Source organism: Streptomyces sp. NPDC101237 (assembly GCF_044767465.1).
GTDB lineage: Bacteria > Actinomycetota > Actinomycetes > Streptomycetales > Streptomycetaceae > Streptomyces > Streptomyces gramineus.
This window is the reverse complement of sequence record NZ_JBIWNY010000017.1, coordinates 88,919-107,517: the sequence shown is the minus strand read 5'-3', so window position 1 is coordinate 107,517 and position 18,599 is coordinate 88,919. Positions and strand designations below refer to the sequence as shown.

Annotated in this window: 14 protein-coding genes; 6 read left to right on the top strand and 8 right to left on the bottom strand. The window is 73.2% G+C overall.

The window, feature by feature from the left end; genetic code table 11:
* Positions 1 to 80: 80 nt before the first annotated feature.
* The 5 genes from ACIRQ9_RS25435 to ACIRQ9_RS25415 all read right to left on the bottom strand — a co-directional run bounded on the left by ACIRQ9_RS25435 (position 81) and on the right by ACIRQ9_RS25415 (position 5,603).
* Positions 81 to 1,220 (bottom strand): RNA polymerase sigma factor, encoded by a 1,140-nt coding sequence (locus ACIRQ9_RS25435; RefSeq protein WP_404177748.1) that lies wholly within the window; start codon positions 1,218 to 1,220, stop codon positions 81 to 83.
* A complete protein-coding gene (locus ACIRQ9_RS25430) occupies positions 1,220 to 1,636 on the bottom strand; it encodes a YciI family protein (protein WP_404177745.1) in 417 nt (138 codons plus the stop codon). The genes ACIRQ9_RS25435 and ACIRQ9_RS25430 overlap by 1 nt, the downstream gene beginning before the upstream one ends.
* Positions 1,637 to 1,769: 133 nt before the next feature.
* Positions 1,770 to 2,903, bottom strand: coding sequence for a serine hydrolase domain-containing protein (locus ACIRQ9_RS25425; RefSeq protein WP_404177742.1), 1,134 nt, complete (start codon positions 2,901 to 2,903; stop codon positions 1,770 to 1,772).
* Between the two features lie 103 nt (positions 2,904 to 3,006).
* A complete protein-coding gene (locus ACIRQ9_RS25420; RefSeq protein ID WP_404177741.1) occupies positions 3,007 to 4,785 on the bottom strand; it encodes a TIGR03767 family metallophosphoesterase in 1,779 nt (592 codons plus the stop codon).
* 353 nt (positions 4,786 to 5,138) lie between these two features.
* On the bottom strand, positions 5,139 to 5,603 hold the full coding sequence (locus ACIRQ9_RS25415) for an NUDIX hydrolase (protein WP_404177739.1): 465 nt from the start codon (positions 5,601 to 5,603) through the stop codon (positions 5,139 to 5,141).
* A 210-nt stretch (positions 5,604 to 5,813) separates the two neighbouring features.
* Here ACIRQ9_RS25415 and ACIRQ9_RS25410 point away from each other — a divergent pair, with 210 nt between their 5' ends.
* A complete protein-coding gene (locus ACIRQ9_RS25410; RefSeq protein ID WP_404177736.1) occupies positions 5,814 to 9,113 on the top strand; it encodes a S8 family serine peptidase in 3,300 nt (1,099 codons plus the stop codon).
* Positions 9,114 to 9,162: 49 nt separating this feature from the next.
* Here the strand turns inward: ACIRQ9_RS25410 and ACIRQ9_RS25405 are convergent, their stop codons facing one another.
* Positions 9,163 to 9,882, bottom strand: a complete 720-nt coding sequence (locus ACIRQ9_RS25405; RefSeq protein ID WP_404177733.1) for a hypothetical protein — start codon at positions 9,880 to 9,882, stop codon at positions 9,163 to 9,165.
* Between the two features lie 2 nt (positions 9,883 to 9,884).
* Positions 9,885 to 10,412 carry an RNA polymerase sigma factor gene (locus tag ACIRQ9_RS25400; RefSeq protein WP_404177730.1) on the bottom strand — a complete coding sequence of 176 codons (528 nt, stop codon included), beginning with the start codon at positions 10,410 to 10,412 and terminating at the stop codon, positions 9,885 to 9,887.
* A 319-nt stretch (positions 10,413 to 10,731) separates the two neighbouring features.
* Between ACIRQ9_RS25400 and ACIRQ9_RS25395 the strand changes: the two genes are divergently transcribed.
* The 4 genes from ACIRQ9_RS25395 (at position 10,732) to ACIRQ9_RS25380 (ending at position 16,181) form a co-directional block, all read left to right on the top strand.
* Positions 10,732 to 11,748: an aspartate-semialdehyde dehydrogenase gene (locus ACIRQ9_RS25395; protein WP_404177727.1), complete on the top strand. Its 1,017-nt coding sequence runs from the start codon at positions 10,732 to 10,734 to the stop codon at positions 11,746 to 11,748.
* Between the two features lie 163 nt (positions 11,749 to 11,911).
* Positions 11,912 to 12,700 (top strand): SDR family NAD(P)-dependent oxidoreductase, encoded by a 789-nt coding sequence (locus ACIRQ9_RS25390; protein WP_404177724.1) that lies wholly within the window; start codon positions 11,912 to 11,914, stop codon positions 12,698 to 12,700.
* A 100-nt stretch (positions 12,701 to 12,800) separates the two neighbouring features.
* Entirely contained in the window at positions 12,801 to 15,374 is a 2,574-nt protein-coding gene (gene pepN / locus ACIRQ9_RS25385; RefSeq protein WP_404177721.1) for an aminopeptidase N, read from the top strand.
* A gap of 354 nt (positions 15,375 to 15,728) precedes the next feature.
* Positions 15,729 to 16,181: a DUF5707 domain-containing protein gene (locus ACIRQ9_RS25380; protein ID WP_404177718.1), complete on the top strand. Its 453-nt coding sequence runs from the start codon at positions 15,729 to 15,731 to the stop codon at positions 16,179 to 16,181.
* Between the two features lie 26 nt (positions 16,182 to 16,207).
* On the opposite strand, the gene ACIRQ9_RS25375 is transcribed toward ACIRQ9_RS25380, so the two are convergent.
* Positions 16,208 to 17,647: an FAD-dependent monooxygenase gene (locus ACIRQ9_RS25375; RefSeq protein ID WP_404177715.1), complete on the bottom strand. Its 1,440-nt coding sequence runs from the start codon at positions 17,645 to 17,647 to the stop codon at positions 16,208 to 16,210.
* Positions 17,648 to 17,874: 227 nt separating this feature from the next.
* Between ACIRQ9_RS25375 and ACIRQ9_RS25370 the strand changes: the two genes are divergently transcribed.
* Complete coding sequence (locus ACIRQ9_RS25370) at positions 17,875 to 18,474, top strand: TetR family transcriptional regulator (protein WP_404177711.1); 600 nt, start codon at positions 17,875 to 17,877, stop codon at positions 18,472 to 18,474.
* The last annotated feature ends 125 nt before the right edge of the window (positions 18,475 to 18,599 follow it).

Here is an 18,599-nt window from a genome sequence, read left to right as displayed (position 1 = left end):
ACCGGGGTGGCGGGCGGCGCGGGAGCGGCCCGGCCGACGGCAAAGAATCGGCAAGCGGGCCACCCGGACGTACGCGGACGTCAGCCGCGGGCGTTGAGCCGGGCGGCCCGGCGGGTCAGGTGGTCGCGCTCGGCGAGATGCGTGGCCCTGCGGGCCGCCTCGGCGTACAGCCGCGCCGCGGTCGCCCGGTCGCCGTCCCTCTCGTGCAGGTGGGCGGCGACCGCGGCGTACCGGGGCAGGGACGCGTCGAGGCCGGCGAGGGCGGCGAGGCCGGCGCGGGGTCCGTCGGCCTCGCCGACGGCGACCGCGCGGTTGAGCCGGACCACGGGGCTGCCGGTCAGCCGGGCGAGTTCGTCGTACCACTCGACGATCTGCACCCAGTCGGTCTCCGCGGCGGTGGGCGCGTCCGCGTGCAGGGCGGCGACGGCGGCCTGGGCCTGGTACTCGCCGAGGCGGTCGCGGGCGAGGGCGCCCTGGAGGATCCCGACGCCCTCGGCGATCAGAGCGGTGTCCCACCGGCCGCGGTCCTGCTCGGCGAGGGGCACCAGGCTGCCGTCGGGCCCGGTGCGGGCGGCCCGGCGGGCGTGGTGGAGCAGCATCAGCGCGAGCAGCCCGGCCGCCTCGGGGTGGTCGACCCGGGCGGCGAGCTGCCGGGTCAGCCGGACGGCCTCCGCGGCGAGGTCGACGTCACCGGAGTAGCCCTCGTTGAAGACCAGGTAGAGGACGCGCAGCACGGTTCCGACGTCGCCGGGCCGGTCCAGGCGGACGCCGGAGACCGTGCGCTTGGCGCGGCTGATCCGCTGGGCCATGGTCGCCTCCGGGACGAGGTAGGCCCGGGCGATCTGGCGGGTGGTGAGGCCGCCGACGGCCCGCAGGGTGAGCGCGACGGCGGCGGAGGGGGTCAGCGAGGGGTGCGCGCACAGGAAGTAGAGCCGGAGGGTGTCGTCGGCGCCGGGGACCGGGCCGGGCGGCGGCTCGTCGTCCACGCGGTCCTCGCGCCGGCGGCGGGCGGCGTCCGCGCGGGCGGCGTCGAGGAACCGCCGCCAGGCCACGGTGACCAGCCAGCCCTTCGGGTCCCGCGGCGGGTCGGCGGGCCACACCCGGACCGCCTCCACCAGTGCCTCCTGCACGGCGTCCTCGGCCGCCGCGAAACCGGCTCCGCGGCTCACGAGGACGGTGAGCACGCCCGGGGTGAGGCTCCTGAGCAGGACCTCGTCCATCAGTGGCAGGACTCCTCGATGGTGGGCTGCGCGGTCAGGAACGGGCGCACCTCCAGCCACTCGTGGATCGGCCTTCCGCCGGCTCCGGGAGCGGCCGACAGCTCACCGGCCAGCTCCACGGCCCGCTCCTGGCTGTCGACGTCGATCACCATCCAGCCGGCGATGACGTCCTTGGTCTCGGCGAACGGCCCGTCGGTGACCGGCGGCCGCCCCTCGCCGTCGTAGCGGACCCACATGCCGTCCGGGGCGAGGGCCTGGCCGTCCACGAACTCGCCGGACTCCTCCAGGCGGGCCGCGAAGTCGTTCATGTAGCGGATGTGGGCCGAGATCTCCTCCTGGGTCCACCGGTCCATGGGGACGTCGTTGACCGCGGCCGGAGCGCCCCGGTAGTGCTTGAGCAGCAGGTACTTCGCCATGGTGGTTCTCCTCGGTGCTCGTACGGCCCATTGTGGCCGCGCTCGCCCCTGGGACGGAGCCGGCCGCGCGTTCTCGACATCGCCGCCGCGGATTCTTCCGGGCGCTCGCGCGAGGGGCACGCGGCCGGGCCGCTCAGCTTCCGCAGAACTCCGCGTCCAGGACCGTGCCCGGGTCGCCCGTCCAGTCGCCGTTGAAGTTCACGGCCAGGGCGTGGCGGCCGTCGGCGGTGGTGGCCGCCGTGGAGGAGGAGCCGTGGATGCCGCCGTCGTGGCCCCAGACGTGGACGCCGCAGGAGAGGGTGCGGTCGATCAGGCCGAGTCCGTAGGCGCTGTCGGGGTCGCCGGGGACGGGGACCGTGGTCTTCATCTCCTTCAGCTGGTGCGCGGGCAGCAGCCGGCCGCGCAGCAGGGCCTGGTAGAAGCGGGTCAGGTCGGCGGAGGTGGAGATGATCTCGCCGGCCGAGGAGGCCAGGGAGGGGTTGAGGGCGGTGACGTCGTAGGTGGGTCCGGTGGCGGTGTCCGAGAGCTTCGAGTAGGCGCGGCTGCTCGGGCTCGGCAGGGTCGTGCGGGTGCCGGGGACCGAGGTGCCCGTCAGGTGGAGCGGCTCGATCACCCGGCGGGTGATCTCCCGGGCGTACGAGTGGCCGGTGACCGCCTCGATCACCATGCCGGCCAGGACGTAGTTGGTGTTGGAGTAGGACCAGTCCGTGCCCGGTGCGAAGCCCGGTTCGTGCCGCGTCGCGAGGGCGACGAGCGCGGCGGGCGTCAGGGTGTCGTACCGGTGCCGGAGGAAGCCGTCCTTCAGGAAGTAGGTGCGGGCGAAGTCCTCGTCCGAGGTGTAGTTGAAGATGCCGCTGGTGTGGTCGAGGAGTTGGCGGACGGTGACGCGGCGGCCGTCGTTGCCGTGGCCCCGGACCACTCCGGGCAGCCATGTGTCCACGGTGTCGTCGAGGGACAGGCGGCCCTCCGACTCCAGTTGGAGCAGGACGGTGGCGACGAACGTCTTGGTGATGCTGCCGACCCGGTAGTGGTCCAGGGCGGAGCGCGGCGCGCCGGTCCGGGTGTCGCCCACCCCGGCCGTGGTGGACCAGGTGCCGTGCGGGTCGCGGGCGGTGGCCGTCACCCCGGGCACGCCCGCCGCGACCGCGGTCCGCACCGCCTCGCGGGTGGCCCCGTGGCCGGCGGCGGGTGCCGCCGCCGCCGGTGCCAGGAGTGCCGCCGACAGGGCCACCGCGGTGGCCGCCACCAGTGCCGTACGTAGGAACATGTCTCTCCCCCGGTCGGGTCGCCGTGGTCGTGGTACCCGGCTGGGGAGAGGGACACCGGCGTGATCGGGGAGGTTGCCCGGCTGTGGACCGGTTGGGCGGGTTTCAGCCCTTCTTGAGGACCAGCTCGGTGTTCCGGTCGACGGCGTCGCCGCCGAGGACCTTGCTGGCTCCGGGCGCGTTGAAGGCCAGTTCGCGGTAGAGGGCGGCGAGGCCGGTCTGGGAGAGGTCGGAGAAGTCGGTGCGGTGCGGGGCCGCCGACTCGATCAGCGTGGTGAAGAGCGAGACCGTGCCGTCCTTGTTGTCGGCCAGTTCCACGACCCGGGCCAGTTGCGGGTGGTCGACGTGCGAGGCGGTGGTGATCTCCCAGAAGGCGTTGCCGTTGGAGGCCTGGTGCGGGGTGATGAGGTTGCGGTGGATGTGGCCGTTGACCCAGGCGAGCACGTTCGCGTGCCGGTTGAGGAGGCTGACCAGTTCGGCGCCCGAGTGGCGGCGGTCGCCCGGACGGGCCGGGTCCGGGCGGGTGTTGGTCATCGTCTTGCTGGTGTGGTGGCTGAAGACGACCGCGTAGGAGTCCCTGTTCTCCCGCAGGGTCCGCTCCAGCCATGCCAGTTGGGCCGTGCCGATCGATCCGTCGTAGTGGCCGCCGGCGTCCGTCGTGTCCAGGCTGACGCCGATGACGTCGTCGGAGACGCGGAAGGCGTAGTACTGGGTGCCGGCGGCCAGGTTCGCGGAGGAGTAGCCGTGGCCGACCGGGCCGAGGCCCTGGTAGGCCGGGTCCAGGTGGGCCTTGAGGTAGTCCGCGGCGGTGTACGGGGCGCGCTTGGGGTCCGGTGTGACCGAACGCGCCGACCGGGCGTGGGCCTTGAGGAAGTCGCGGTAGCCGCTGCCCTTCAGGTCCGCGGCGGTGCGGATCGCGTCCTGGAGCTTCTTGGCCTCGGCGTCGGTCACCGTCATCAGCTTCTTGCCGGCGACCGCGGCGGCGGCCAGGTAGGGGTCGGCGTGGGAGCCGAAGCAGCCGAGCGGCAGGGCGTCGTGGTTGCCGACGGTGGAGTACCAGGGCAGGTTGAGGCCGGGGCTGTTCACCTCGCGGACGGCGGCGGCGAGGAAGCCGGCCAGGTGCGGGAAGCCGAGGGCCTTGTCGTCGTCGCGGACGGTGGAGCTCGCCTGCCAGTACTGCTTCAGGCCGCTGTTCTGCACGCCCTCGTAGTGCGTGGGGTCGCCGCTGTTGGGGGTGATCCGGCCGCCGCTCATCACCTTCATGAACCACTCCAGTTCGGAGTGCGCGTTGTTGTCGGTGTTGTCGCCGGTCGTCATCACGAAGTGCAGCGGGGAGCCGGTGACCGGGGCGCCGCGCAGCGCGTTGACCCGCTCGACGAGGGAGATCGCGCCGGGCACGGTGAGGGCCTCGTGCGGGCGCCAGGCGTGCGGGTCGTGGGCGCGCAGGTACTCCAGGCGCAGCGGGTGCTGGACGTCCATCAGGTGCAGGTCGGTGAACTGCACGAACGAGGCCAGAGCGGTACGGCGGCCGGCCCGGCCGGACCCCGCGGCGGCCAGGTCGGAGCGCAGGACGCGGGCCCAGCCGGTGCCGTCGCCGAGCCGCCGGTAGCCGGAGCCGTTCCGGGGCGTGGCGACGGAGGCCACGGTGGTGCCTTTGGTGTAGGGCGCGAGGGGCGCCGCGGCGGCGGGGCGGCCCTCGGCGACCGGCTGCTGCTCCCCGGGCGCGGCGGGCGCGGCCTGGCCGGCGGTGGGGCGCAGGGCGAGGCCGACGCCCGCGGAGAGCGAGACGGCTCCGGCGGTGGCGAGCACGGTGCGGCGGTTGATCTCCAGTGCCTCGCGGCCCTTCTGGGCCGCGGAGGTGGCGACTGAGCGTATGCGCGACATGGCGCGGTCTCCCCGAGTGCGAACGCGTCCGGCAGTGGTCGCGGGCGATCGCTTCCGCGAACTTCCCGCTCACTCTGGATCGTTGGCACCGGGGATGGCCTGCGCGTGAACGCGACGGCAACGCGCGGCGCCGATCACCGTACGTGGATCAGGTGAGGTGGGGACCGGTCATGGAGCGGATCGCGGGCGGCCGGGGTGCGGTCACTCCGCGTTCATCTGACGGGGAAGGGGAGGGGCTCCGGCGCTTACGAGTGCGACGACCGCGACGGCCGCCGCGGGGAGCGCCGGGCGGCTGCGAGGACAGGCGGGCCGTGGCGAGGACCGCCGGGCGGGTGCCGTGGGCGCGTCGGCCGCTACGCCCGCTCGTCGGCGAGCCGTCCCGCCGCGGGCCGCTCCCGCCACAGCCGCAGGGCGACGTCGACGAGCCGGATGTGCGGGAGGTCCGGCACGGCGTCCAGGTCGTGCCAGGCGGCCATGTCGGTGGAGCCGTCGACCTCGTCGCGCAGCTCGCCGCCGGCGATCTCGGCGCTGTAGACGATCCGCACGTGGTGGTGGTCGGTGGTGCGGGACAGCAGGGTCCCGCGGGCGAAGGGCCGGTGGAAGGAGTCGATGCCGAGCAGGCCGGTCACCTCGACGTGGTAGCCGGTCTCCTCCATGAGTTCGCGGCGGACCGTGTCGTAGGGGTCCTCGCCGTGCTCCATGCCGCCGCCGGGCAGCACCCACTCGGGGGTTCCGTCCTCGGCGGGCGACCGGGCCAGCAGGACCTGTCCGTCGCGGACGCACACGGCGTAGGCCGCCACCCTCAGCTTCTCGCGCACACCGGCACGGTAGGGCCCCGGGACGCCCGCGGCCACCGGATTTCCTTTCACGGCAAGGGCACCGATAGGGGGTTTTCCCCATACGTTCATATCGATTCGGTCAACGTTCCCAAAAGACCGTTCCCTTGGGGAAAGCTGTGCGCCTGCGTGCCGGTTCTTGACCGGATTCCGGACGTTCCATGCTCGTTCCTTTACCTGCAAGGGATGCAGATGACCCTCAGCCCCCAGCACGACCCGATACCGGGCCACAGACGTCTGGGCCGGATGGCCCTCGCCGTCGGTGTCGTGGCCGCGCTCTCCGCCGCGGGACCGATACCCCTGGCGGCGGCCGCCGCCGCGACCCCGGCCCCGCCCGCCGCCACGGACGTCAAGTCGGCCCACGACAAGCTCGGTTCGGACGACGCCGCGCTGCTCGCCGAGGCCAGGGCCGACGGTGCCAAGAACGTCACGATGATGATCGCGACCGCGCCGGGCAGGACGGCGCAGGTCGCCGAGGAGCTGGACGGCGTCAAGGGCGGCTCGGTGGGCCGTACGTACGACGGGCTCGGCTACGTCCGTGCCACCGTCCCCACCGCGCGGGCGGCGGCGGCGATCGCCGCCGCCGCGAAGCTGTCCTCGGTGCACGCGATCGACCTGCGCCAGGAGATCCCGCTCGACGACCCGGCGGTGGCGGACACCGCCAGGACGGCCGGGTCCGCGAAGACCTATCCGGCGCCGGGGAAGAACACCGCGGCGCGGAACCCGTACAACCCCTCCTTCGAGACCGGCGCCGTCGACTTCGTCGAGGACCACCCGAAGGCGGACGGCCGGGGCGTCACGATCGGCATCCTGGACTCCGGCGTGGACCTCGGCCACCCGGCGCTGCAGAGGACCACCACGGGCGAGCGGAAGATCGTCGACTGGATCACCTCGACCGACCCGATCGTCGACAGCGACCAGACCTGGCGGCCCATGGTCACGGCCGTGTCCGGGCCGAGCTTCAGCTACGGCGGCCAGACCTGGACGGCGCCCGCCGGGTCGTACCAGGTGAGCACGTTCAAGGAGTCGTACACCGCGGGCGGTGACGCGGCCGGTGACGCCAACCGGGACGGGGACACCACCGACAGCTGGGGCGTGCTCTACGACCCGGCGGCCGGCACGGTCACCGTCGACCTGAACAACAACCGCGACTTCGCCGACGACAAGCCGATGAAGCCGTACAAGGACGGCTTCCAGGTCGGCTACTTCGGCACCGACAACCCGGCGACCGACGTCGTCGAGCGGCAGCCGTTCGTCGTGCAGATCCGCAAGGACGTCCCGATGGACCCCTACGGCGGGGACTGGGTCGGCAAGACCGCGGACTTCGTCAACATCGGGGTCATCGAGTCCGAGCACGGCACCCACGTGGCCGGCATCACCGCCGCCAACGGCCTGTTCGGCGGGAAGATGAACGGCGCGGCACCGGGCGCGAAGATCGTCTCCTCCCGGGCCTGCACCTGGACCGGCGGCTGCACCAACGTCGCGCTCACCGAGGGCATGATCGACCTGGTCGCCAACCGCGGCGTCGACATCGTCAACATGTCCATCGGCGGTCTGCCGGCGCTCAACGACGGCAACAACGCGCGCGCCGAGCTGTACACCCGCCTCATCGACACCTACGGCGTGCAGCTGGTGATCTCCGCGGGCAACTCAGGACCGGGCGCGAACACCATCGGCGACCCGGGCCTGGCCGACAAGGTCATCTCGGTCGGCGCGGGCATCTCCCGGGACACCTGGGCCGCCAACTACGGCTCCCAGGTGACCACCAAGTACCAGCTGCTGCCCTTCTCCTCGCGCGGTCCGCGGGAGGACGGCGGCTTCACGCCGACACTGGTCGCCCCCGGCGCCGCGATCAACACCACCCAGACCTGGCTGCCGGGCTCCCCGGTCGCCGAGGCGGGCTACTCGCTGCCGGCCGGCTACTCCATGCTCCAGGGCACCTCGATGGCCTCCCCGCAGGCGGCCGGCGCCTCCGCGCTGCTGCTGTCGGCGGCGAAGGAGAAGCACCTCGCCCTCTCCCCCGCCGACCTGCGCACGGCGCTGACCTCGACCGCCCACCACATCAAGGACGTGCAGGCGTACGAGGAGGGCGCGGGCCGCATCGACGTCGTCGACGCCTGGGAGTCCATCCGCGACCACGCCACCGCGCACGACTACACCGTCAAGGCGCCCGTCGACACCGCGATCGACTACGCGCTGAAGACCCCGGGCTTCGGCACCGGCCTGTACGACCGCGAGGGCGGCCTGAAGGCCGGCCAGAAGAAGACCTACGACATCACCGTCACCCGGACCTCCGGCCCGGACAAGGCGCTCCGGCACGAACTGCGCCTGGAGAACAACGCCGGGCACACCTTCAAGATCCTCGGCGACGACGAGGTGAAGCTGCCGCTGAACCGGCCGGTGACGGTCACGGTCCAGGCGAAGCCGAAGAGTTCCGGCATCAAGTCGGCGATCCTGGAGGTCGACGACCCGCGCACCGAGGGTGTGGACCAGCAGATCCTGGCGACCGTCGTGGTCTCGGCGCCCGTGAACCACACCTTCGCGGCGTCCGGTTCGGTGCAGCGCAACAGCTCCACCTCGTACTTCGTGACCGTGCCCGAGGGCGCCACGTCGCTGGAGGTCGCGATGAGCGGGCTGGCCGACAGGAGCCAGACCCGGTTCATCTCCATCCACCCGTACGGCACTCCGGTCGACAACACCGGCACCCCGTACTGCTACAACAACTACCTCGACGGCAACGGCTGCAAGCCGGACGTCCGCTCCTACGCCGACCCGCAGGCCGGCGTCTGGGAGATCGAGGTCGAGGCGCGCCGCACCTCGCCGCTGCTCGACAACCCGTACAAGCTGGGTGTCACCGTGCTCGGCGCGGTCTTCGACCCGCAGACCGTGACCCTGCCCGAGGCCAAGGCCGGCGTCCCGGCCACCGCCTCGTGGAAGGTGACCAACAAGTTCGCCGCGCTCGACGGCAAGCTGGTCGGCGGTCCGCTCGGCTCGTCCAAAACGACCCGTCCCTCGATCAAGGAGGGCGAGACGCAGACCACCACGGTGGACGTCCCGGCCGGTGCCACGTCGCTCGACGTCGCCATCGGAGGGGTCTCGGACACGGCGGCCGACCTCGACCTGACGGTGTACGACGCGTCCGGCAAGCAGGTCGCGCAGTCCGCCGACGGCGACTCGGAGGAGGCGGTCTCCATCGCCTCGCCCGCCGCCGGCACCTACACGGTCAAGGTCGTCGGGTACTCGGTGCCGTCCGGCGCCACCGACTACTCCTACCGGGACGTGTTCTTCTCCGCCGCGCTCGGCGCCGTCACGGTCGACGGCGCGGCCCCGGTCAAGCTGGGCACCGGTGCCTCGGCCACGGTGAGCGGCCAGGTCACGGCGGTGGCGGCGGCCCCCCAGGGACGTGAGTTCTTCGGCCGGGTCCAGCTGGTCAACGCGCGCGGCACGGTCGCGGGCACCGGCAACGTGAGGATCGACAAGGTCGTCCCGTAGGGGACCGGCCACCGAGGCGGGCGTTCCCCCCGGGGGGGCGCCCGCCTCGTCATGTGCCGGGGCAGGACGCCGTCCGCGATCCGGGCAGGTCCCGGACGATCCAGGCGCGTTGCGGCGCGATCTCGGCCTCGCCCACGGCGTACAGGTCGGCCGCGGCCGCGTCCCGGGCGACGCCGACCAGCAGCCGGGACCCGGCGCGGATCCGGGCGTCGGACCCGACGACCACGTCGACCTCCGGGGCCGTCCGCGCCGGTTTGTAGGCGCGGGTCACGCGCAGGGTGACCCGTTCCGTCCCGGTGCCCGGCAGGTGCGTCACCCCGGTGACGGTGCCCTCGGCCACCAGCCGGGCGCAGGCCAGGTAGCCGGGTCCGGCGGCGGACTTCGCGCCGGACTCGCCGGCCGCCGCGCTGTCGGCGGCGGCCCCGGCCGCCTTGTCGTCGGTGCCGTGCGCGCCGAGCCGGCCGACGCCGAGGACGGCGCAGGCGAAGGCGGCCGCGAGCGCGCAGACGAGACCCAGGGAGCGCATGCCGGGATGCCGGCGGGCCGGGCGGGGCTCGGGCCGGGGCACCCGGCGCGGCCCGGCGAGCGCGTCGCCGAGGCTCCCGAGCTGCGCGCGCAGCAGGGACACGTCGGCGGCGGCGACCCGGTGCTCGGCCATGAAGGCGGGATCGGCGCGCTGCGCGTCGGTCAGCGGCTCCTCCATGAGGACCGCGAACAGGGCCTCGACGTCCTCGCCCGGACCGTCGCGGCCGTCGTGTGCGGCGGGCATGGTCACACCACCTCGTCCTCGTGCAGGCGGGTGCGCAGGGCGCGTACCGCCGAGTGCAGCCGGCTCTTGACCGTGCCCTCGGGGATGCCCAGCTCCTCGGCTATCCCGCGCACCGGCAGGTCGGCGTAGAAACGCAGGACGAGGACCTGGCGCTGGGCGTCGGGCAGTTCGTCCAGGCCCCGGGCGACGGCTACGGACAGCAGGCTGCTGTCCTCGCCGCCGACGTGGTCGGGGGCGCGCAGGGCGGCCAGGCGTTCGCCGAGACGTTCCTGGCGGCGCTTGGCGCGGTGCCAGTCCATGGCGAGGTTCGAGGCGACCACCGCCGCCCACGCCGACACGTCCCGCGGCGCCTCCTGCCCGTTCGCGGCCCGCTCCAGCAGCCGCAGGCGGACCTGCTGCACGCCGTCCGCCAGGTCCGCCTGCGGTACGCCGCCCAGCGCGAGCACCGCCCGCACCCGGCGTTCCTGGTCCGCGTCCAGAGGATCACCGTGCTGGTCCCCCTGGGCCCGGCGGGCCTTTCCGCGCAGCACACCCCACCCCCCTCACCACGTTTCCCCTACGACGCCGGGGGCCCCGGAAACGTTCGCCCGGCGCCCGGACATCTTTTCCGCGGCCCCCGAAAGGGTGTGCGAGGCGTACGTCACACCGGCCCGCCACGCGGCACAGCTTGCGGCCCGGACCCCGTGCGGGGCCAATTTATGCAGCTCAGCGCAGGTGCCGACGGGAGTTCCACGGGGTGCGCTGTCCGTCCCTCGAGCATGGCGGGCAAAGAATTGGACAGGCTGACCCGGGTCGGCCGCATGATGGAAAGGCCGTAGACACACGTCACCGTTCGCAGAGGGAGTCACCGTGAGGGTCGGAATCGTCGGAGCCACCGGTCAGGTCGGCACGGTCATGCGCAGGATCCTCGCGGAGCGCGACTTCCCGGTCACCGAGCTGCGGCTGTTCGCCTCGGCCCGTTCCGCGGGGACCGTCCTGGACGGCGTGACCGTGGAGGACGCGGCGGCCGCCGACTACACCGGCCTGGACATCGTGCTGTTCTCGGCCGGCGGATCCACCTCGAAGGCGCTCGCCGAGAAGGTCGCCGCCCAGGGCGCCGTCGTCATCGACAACTCCTCCGCCTGGCGCAAGGACCCCGCCGTCCCGCTGGTGGTCTCCGAGGTCAACCCGCACGCGATCGCCGACCGGCCCAAGGGCATCATCGCCAACCCGAACTGCACCACGATGGCCGCCATGCCGGTCCTGAAGGTGCTGGACGCGGAGGCGGGCCTCGAGGCGCTGGTCGCCACCACCTACCAGGCGGTCTCCGGCTCCGGTCTCGCGGGCGTCGCCGAGCTGCACGGGCAGGTGCAGAAGGTCGCCGCCGACGCCGACAAGCTCACCCACGACGGCGGCGCGGTCGACTTCCCCGAGCCGCAGGTCTACAAGCGGCCCATCGCCTTCAACGTGCTCCCCTTCGCCGGCAACCTCGTCGAGGACGGTCTCAACGAGACCGACGAGGAGCAGAAGCTGCGCCACGAGTCCCGCAAGATCCTGGAACTGCCCGGCCTCAAGGTCTCCGGCACCTGCGTCCGTGTCCCGGTGTTCTCCGGCCACTCCCTCCAGATCAACGCCCGGTTCGCCCGCCCGCTCAGCCCGGAGCGCGCCACCGAGCTGCTCGCCGGCGCCCCGGGCGTCGAGCTGTCCGACATCCCGACCCCGCTGCAGGCGGCCGGCCGGGACGCCTCGTACGTCGGCCGGATCCGCCGCGACGAGACGGTGGACAACGGGATCGCGCTGTTCATCTCCAACGACAACCTCCGCAAGGGGGCCGCGCTGAACGCCGTGCAGATCGCCGAGCTGGTGGCGGCGGAGCTGTCCGCGTAGGCGCCGTGCGCCTCAGGGGGTGCCACGTTCCGCCGCCGTCGGCGGGCGCGGCGCCGTCCTGGCCGGTCGCGCCGTTCCTCCCCCGCCCGCGGCCGGGGGTGTCCCCAGCGCCCCTTCGGGCGCGTCACCGCACCGCTCGTCGTCGAAGGGGAACCCCGACACCATGACCCACAGTCATCCGTCCTGCGGGACCTCGCGTGTCCTCGACGGCAAGGTCGTCATGATCACCGGTGCCTCCAGCGGGATCGGGGCGGCCGCCGCGCGGCTGTTCGCGCGGGAGGGGGCGGCCGTCGTGCTGACGGCGCGGCGCACGGAGCGGCTGTCCGCGCTGGCCGACGAGATCGGCGCCGCCGGCGGCCGGGCCCTGGCCGTCCCCGCGGACGTGGCCTCGGCCGAGGACGTCGAGCAGGTGGTGCGCGCCGCCGTCGCCGCCTTCGGCCGCCTGGACTGCGCCTTCAACAACGCCGGGTTCGGGACCGCCGGCACCGAGCTGCACGAGACCGGCCAGGACGTCTACGAGCGGACCATGGACGTCAACGTGCGCGGGGTGTGGAACTGCCTGCGCTTCCAGATCCCCGAGATGCTCGGGTCCGGCGGCGGCACGATCGTCAACACGTCGAGCGTCGCGGGGCAGCGGGCGACCGGGGCGTCGGCCGCGTACGTGGCCGCCAAGCACGCCGTCCTCGGGCTGACCCGGGCCGCCGCCGCCGAGTACGCGGAGCGCGGCATCCGGGTCAACGCGCTGGTGGTCGGCAGCACCCGCACCGAGATGATGGACCGGGCCGTGCGGACGACGCCGGAACTGCGGGAGCGGTTCGAGGGCGAGACGCTGCAGAAGCGGATGGCCGGCCCCGCCGAGGTCGCGGAGGCCGCGCTGTGGCTGTGCAGCGACCGCTCCTCCTTCGTCACCGGCGCGGCGATGCCGGTCGACGGCGGCACGACGGCCGCCTGAGGCCCGCCGTCCGGGCGATGTCTGGGGTTTTCCCTCGTCGCCCGGGGCGGGGCAGGCGTGGAAGGATGGCGCAACCCACACATAACGAGGAGATGACCGCGTGCCTGGCACAAACCTGACTCGCGAAGAGGCACAGCAGCGGGCGAAGCTGCTCACTGTCGACTCGTACGAGATCGATCTCGACCTCTCCGGCGCGCAGGAGGGCGGTACCTACCGGTCCGTGACCACGGTGCGCTTCGACGTCGCCGAAGCGGGTGCCGCTTCCTTCATCGACCTGGTGGCCCCGGCGGTCCACGAGGTCACCCTGAACGGCGACCCGCTCGATGTCGCCGAGGTCTTCGCCGACTCCCGGATCGCGCTGCCGGGCCTGCTGGCCGGCCGCAACATCCTGCGGGTCGTGGCCGACTGCGCCTACACCAACACGGGCGAGGGCCTGCACCGCTTCGTCGACCCGGTCGACGAGCAGGCGTACCTCTACACCCAGTTCGAGGTGCCGGACGCCCGCCGCGTGTTCGCCAGCTTCGAGCAGCCGGACCTGAAGGCGACCTTCCGGTTCACGGTGAAGGCGCCGAGCGGCTGGACCGTCATCTCCAACTCGCCGACGCCCGAGCCCAAGGACGACGTCTGGGCCTTCGAGCCGACGCCGCGCATCTCGTCGTACATCACCGCGCTGATCGTCGGCCCGTACCACTCCGTGCACAGCGTGTACGAGAAGGACGGGCAGAGCGTGCCGCTCGGCATCTACTGCCGTCCCTCGCTCGCCGAGTTCCTGGACTCGGACGCGATCTTCGAGGTCACCCGGCAGGGCTTCGACTGGTTCCAGGAGAAGTTCGACTACGCGTACCCGTTCGAGAAGTACGACCAGCTGTTCGTGCCGGAGTTCAACGCGGGCGCGATGGAGAACGCGGGCGCGGTGACCATCCGCGACCAGTACGTCTTCCGGTCCAAGGTGACCGACGCGGCGTACGAGACGCGTGCCGAGACGATCCTGCACGAGCTGGCCCACATGTGGTTCGGCGACCTGGTCACCATGGAGTGGTGGAACGACCTGTGGCTGAACGAGTCGTTCGCCACCTACACCTCCATCGCCTGCCAGGCGTACGCGCCCGGCTCGCGCTGGCCGCACTCGTGGACGACGTTCGCGAACTCCATGAAGACCTGGGCGTACCGGCAGGACCAGCTGCCCTCCACGCACCCGATCATGGCCGAGATCCGTGACCTGGACGACGTCCTCGTCAACTTCGACGGCATCACCTACGCCAAGGGCGCCTCCGTCCTGAAGCAGCTCGTCGCCTACGTCGGCATGGACGAGTTCTTCGCCGGCGTGCAGGCGTACTTCAAGCGGCACGCGTTCGGCAACACGCGCCTGTCGGACCTGCTGGGCGCCCTGGAGGAGACCTCCGGCCGGGACCTGAGCACCTGGTCCAAGAAGTGGCTGCAGACCGCCGGGATCAACATCCTGCGCCCGGAGGTCGAGACGGACGCCGACGGCGTCGTCACCTCCTTCGCGATCCGCCAGGAGGCCCCGCCGCTGCCCGCCGGCGCCAAGGGCGAGCCGGTCCTGCGCCCGCACCGCATCGCGGTCGGCCTGTACGACCTGGACGAGACGACCGGCAAGCTGGTGCGCACCGAGCGGATCGAGCTGGACGTGGACGGCGAGCTGACGGCCGTGCCGCAGCTGACCGGCCGCCGCCGGCCGGCGGTGTTCCTGCTCAACGACGACGACCTGTCGTACGCGAAGGTCCGCCTGGACGAGCAGTCGCTGCGCGTCGTCACCGAGCACCTGGGCGACTTCGAGTCCTCCCTGCCCCGCGCGCTGTGCTGGGCGTCGGTCTGGGACATGACCCGCGACGCCGAGCTGCCCGCCCGCGAGTACCTGTCCCTGGTGCTGGCCGGCATCGGCAAGGAGTCCGACATCGGTGTCGTGCAGTCGCTGCAGCGCCAGGTGAAGCTGGCCGTCGAGCTGTACGCCGACCCGACCGCCCGCGAGGCCCTCCTCACCCGCTGGACCGACGCGACCCTGGCCCACCTGCGGTCGGCGGCCCCGGCCGGCGACCACCAGCTGGCCTGGGCCCGTGCCTTCGCGGCCACCGCCCGCACGCCGGAGCAGCTGGACGTCCTGGACAGCCTGCTGGAGGGCACCCACACCATCGAGGGTCTGGCGGTCGACACCGACCTGCGCTGGGCGTTCGTGGAGCGGCTGGCGGCGGTCGGCCGGTTCGACGAGACGGAGATCGCCGCCGAGTACGAGCGGGACCGGACGGCCGCCGGCGAGCGCCACGCGGCCACCGCCCGTGCGGCCCGTCCGACCGAGGAGGCCAAGGCCGAGGCGTGGGCGTCGGTCATCGAGTCCGACAAGCTGCCGAACGCCGTGCAGGAGGCGGTGATCGGCGGCTTCGTCCAGACGGACCAGCGCGAGCTGCTGGCGCCGTACACGGAGCGGTACTTCGAGGTCCTGAAGTCGGTGTGGGACACTCGCTCGCACGAGATCGCCCAGCAGATCGCGGTCGGCCTGTACCCGACCCTCCAGGTCTCCGAGGAGACCGTGGCGAGGACGGACACCTGGCTGGCCACGGCCGAGCCGAACGCGGCCCTGGCCCGTCTCGTCTCGGAGTCCCGGGCGGGCGTAGAGCGCGCCCTGCGGGCCCAGGCGGCGGACGCCGCGGCGCAGTAGCGGCCGGCGGTACGACGGAGGGGGCGCCGGTGTTCCGGCGCCCCCTCGGCGTGTCCGGCGCCGGGTCCGGGGCGGTGGCCCTTGCGCGGGTGCGGCGGCCGGGTGCGGGGCGGTGGACCGGCTGTGCGTGCGGCAGCCGGGCGCGGGGCGGTGGGCCGGCTGTGCGTGCGGCGGACGGGTGCGGGGCGGTGGGCGTGTTGCGTGTCCCACCCGGGTATCCCCCAGGCCGAGTTGAGTATCCGGGCTCACGCCGGGGGTCCGCCCGGCTTGCGAGCATCGGTGCAACGGCGCGGCACACGGCGCCGGTCCACCGATCCGGGGCCTCGGCCCTCAGCCAGTCAGGGAGAACCCGTCATGTCTCGTCGTATCGCGCTGTCCGTCGCCGGTGGTGTCGTCGTCCTCGGGGGCGCCGGTGCCTTCGCCCTCGCCTACGCCGGGGACCAGCCGCCCGCCTTCGCGCACAGCACCGCCCGTTACACCGCGCCCGACGGCGGCCACGCCGGTTCCCTCGCCTTCACCACCGACGTCACCGCGTCCTCCGGGGTGAAGAGCCTGAAGGTGCTGGCCTGGCCGCAGAAGTCGGAGTTCGCCAAGAAGCCGCTGACCGCGAAGGACATGGCCGGCGTGGAGTCGGCGACCTGCGCGCCGGCCCAGGGCGACACCACGCGCTGCACCTACCGGGCCGTGGTCTCCGCCGCCGACGCCGCGTCCTCGCCGCACGGCACCTGGCACGTCGCGGTGCTGGCCACCGCCGAGGACGGCAGCACCACCCTGGACACCGAGGTCACCGACTTCACCGTCGGCTGAGCCGGTCCGCGGCCGATGACGCCCCTTCAGCCGACATGCGCGGCCAGCGCCGCCTCGATGTCCGTGGGCCGGGCGTCCCGTGCCGCCCAGGCCGCGTACCCGTCGGGCCGCACCAGCAGCGTCGTGTCGCGGCCGCTCGCCCAGTGCGCCACGGCCAGCCGGTCCGCGCGCCCCTCGCCGGGGTCGTGGGCGCCCGGCGTGACCAGGACGAACCGGCCGCCGCGCAGCTCCTCGTAGAGCCGTCCGCCGCCGGCCAGGGCGAGGTCGGGAACGCGTGCCCCGACCAGCGGGTGGGCGCCCCGCGGCGCCGGGTACCGGTAGCCGACACCCGTGACCTGCCCCGTGATCCGGGCGCGGACGGGAGCCAGCCGGGCGAGCGCGGCCATGAGCACGCCACGCACCGGCAGCCGCCAGCCCTTGGCCATCGCCAGGCGGACGATCGCGCCGCTGCTGCGCAGCACCGACCTGCCGACCGGGTGGCGTTCGCTCTGGTAGGTGTCGAGCAGCACGGGATCCGCGTGGCCGTGCAGGACGGCGGCGAGCTTCCAGCTCAGGTTGGCCGCGTCCTGCAGACCGGTGTTCATGCCCTGGCCGCCCGCCGGGGTGTGCACGTGCGCCGCGTCCCCGGCCAGGAAGACCCGGCCGGCCCGGTAGCGGGGTGCCTGCCGTTCGTCGCTGTGGAAGCGGGACATCCAGCGGGCGTCGTGCATCCCGAAGTCCCGGCCCAGTGCCGTCCGGGTGATCTCCCTGACCTCGTCGAGGTCGACCGGCTCGTGGTCGGGTACGTCCCGGCCGCGGTGCCAGCAGATGACCCGGTGGTAGCCGTCGCCGAACGGCGCGAGGAAGGCGAAGGCGTCGCCGACCGCACCGGCCGTGATCAGCGACCGCGGTTTCTCGTCGAGCAGCACGTCGGCGAGGACCACGGACCGGATGGCCGACCTCCCCGGGAACGGCAGCCCGACCGCCTCCCGTACGGCGCTGCGCATGCCGTCGGTGCCGACGACGTACTCCGCGCGCAGGTCCTCGCCGCCCTCGACGTGCACGGTGACCCCGTCGGCGTCCTGGCTCAGGCCGGTCACCTCGGACTCGTAGCGGAAGTCGACGCCCGCGTCGGCCGCGCGGTGCTCCAGCACCTTCTCGACCTCGTACTGCGGGATCACCAGCACATGGCGGAAACGGGAGGGGAGGGCGCCGAGGTCGAGGGTGAGGCCGTCGAAGAGGTTGAGCCGGGTGAGCGGGTTGCCGAGGGCCTCCATGTCGTCGGCGAGGCCGCGGGCGTCGAGCTGCTCCAGGGCGCGGGCGTGCAGGACGAAGGCGCGGGAGAGGTTGCTGATGCCGTGCGGTCGCTTCTCCAGGAGGGTGACCGGGACGCCGGCGGCGGCGAGGTCGCCGGCCAGGAGCAGGCCGGTGGGGCCGGAGCCGACGACGATCACGCGGGAGGGGGTGGTGGCGGTCGGGCCGTTCATGGGAGGCCTCCTCAGTGCCTGCGCCTGTTGGCCAACGTGTGTGTGCCAACGCTTGTTCGCCGACGCTTGTTCGCCGACGAGGGCGTGCCGGCGGTCGGGTGCCGGCGAATGTTGGCCAACGATCGTTTGCCAACACCTGTTTGCCAACGCTTGTTGACGAGCCTAGACATGGCCGGCGGGCGAGTCAACACTTGTTGGCCTACGAGTGTTGACCTACGCTCGTGGGCATGACCGGCTCTCCCAGTGGAACCACAGAACCCGCCGGCGGCCCGGCGGCTCGCCGCTCCGACGCCAGCCGCTCCGCCATCCTCGCCGCGGCCCGCGAACGCTTCGCCACCGACGGCTACGAGCGGGCCACCATCCGCGCCATCGCCAAGGAGGCGCGCATCGACCCGTCCATGGTCATGCGCTACTTCGGCACCAAGGACGGCCTGTTCGCGGCCGCCGTCGCGCTGGACCTGCAGATGCCCGACGTGACCCGGGTGCCGCCCGAGGAGGCCGGGCGCACGCTGGTCGCCCACTTCCTGACCGTCTGGGAGAAGAACGAGGAGTTCACCGCGGTGCTGCGGGTCGGCATCACCAACAAGGCGGGCGCCGAGCGGCTGCAGGGCATCTTCCGGGAGCAGGTGGTCCCGATGGCCCGGCGGGTGTGTCCCGACCCCGAGCAGGTGCAGGCACGGGCGGGGCTGTGCGCGGCGCAGCTGCTGGGGCTCGCCCTCACCCGGTTCGTGCTGCGGCTCCCGCCGGTGGTGGCGCTGGAGCGGGAGGAGGTGCTGGCGTGGCTCGGGCCGACCCTGCAGCGCTACCTGACCGCGCCGAGCCCCTGAGCACGACGAGGGCGCCGGGGGGCGGGCCGCCCCCCCCGGGTCTTGGACTTGAGCCGCACCAAGCCCCGGGCCCCCAAGGCCCCCAACAGCCCGAGGGGGATCAGGTAGGACGGACCCGGCGGCGA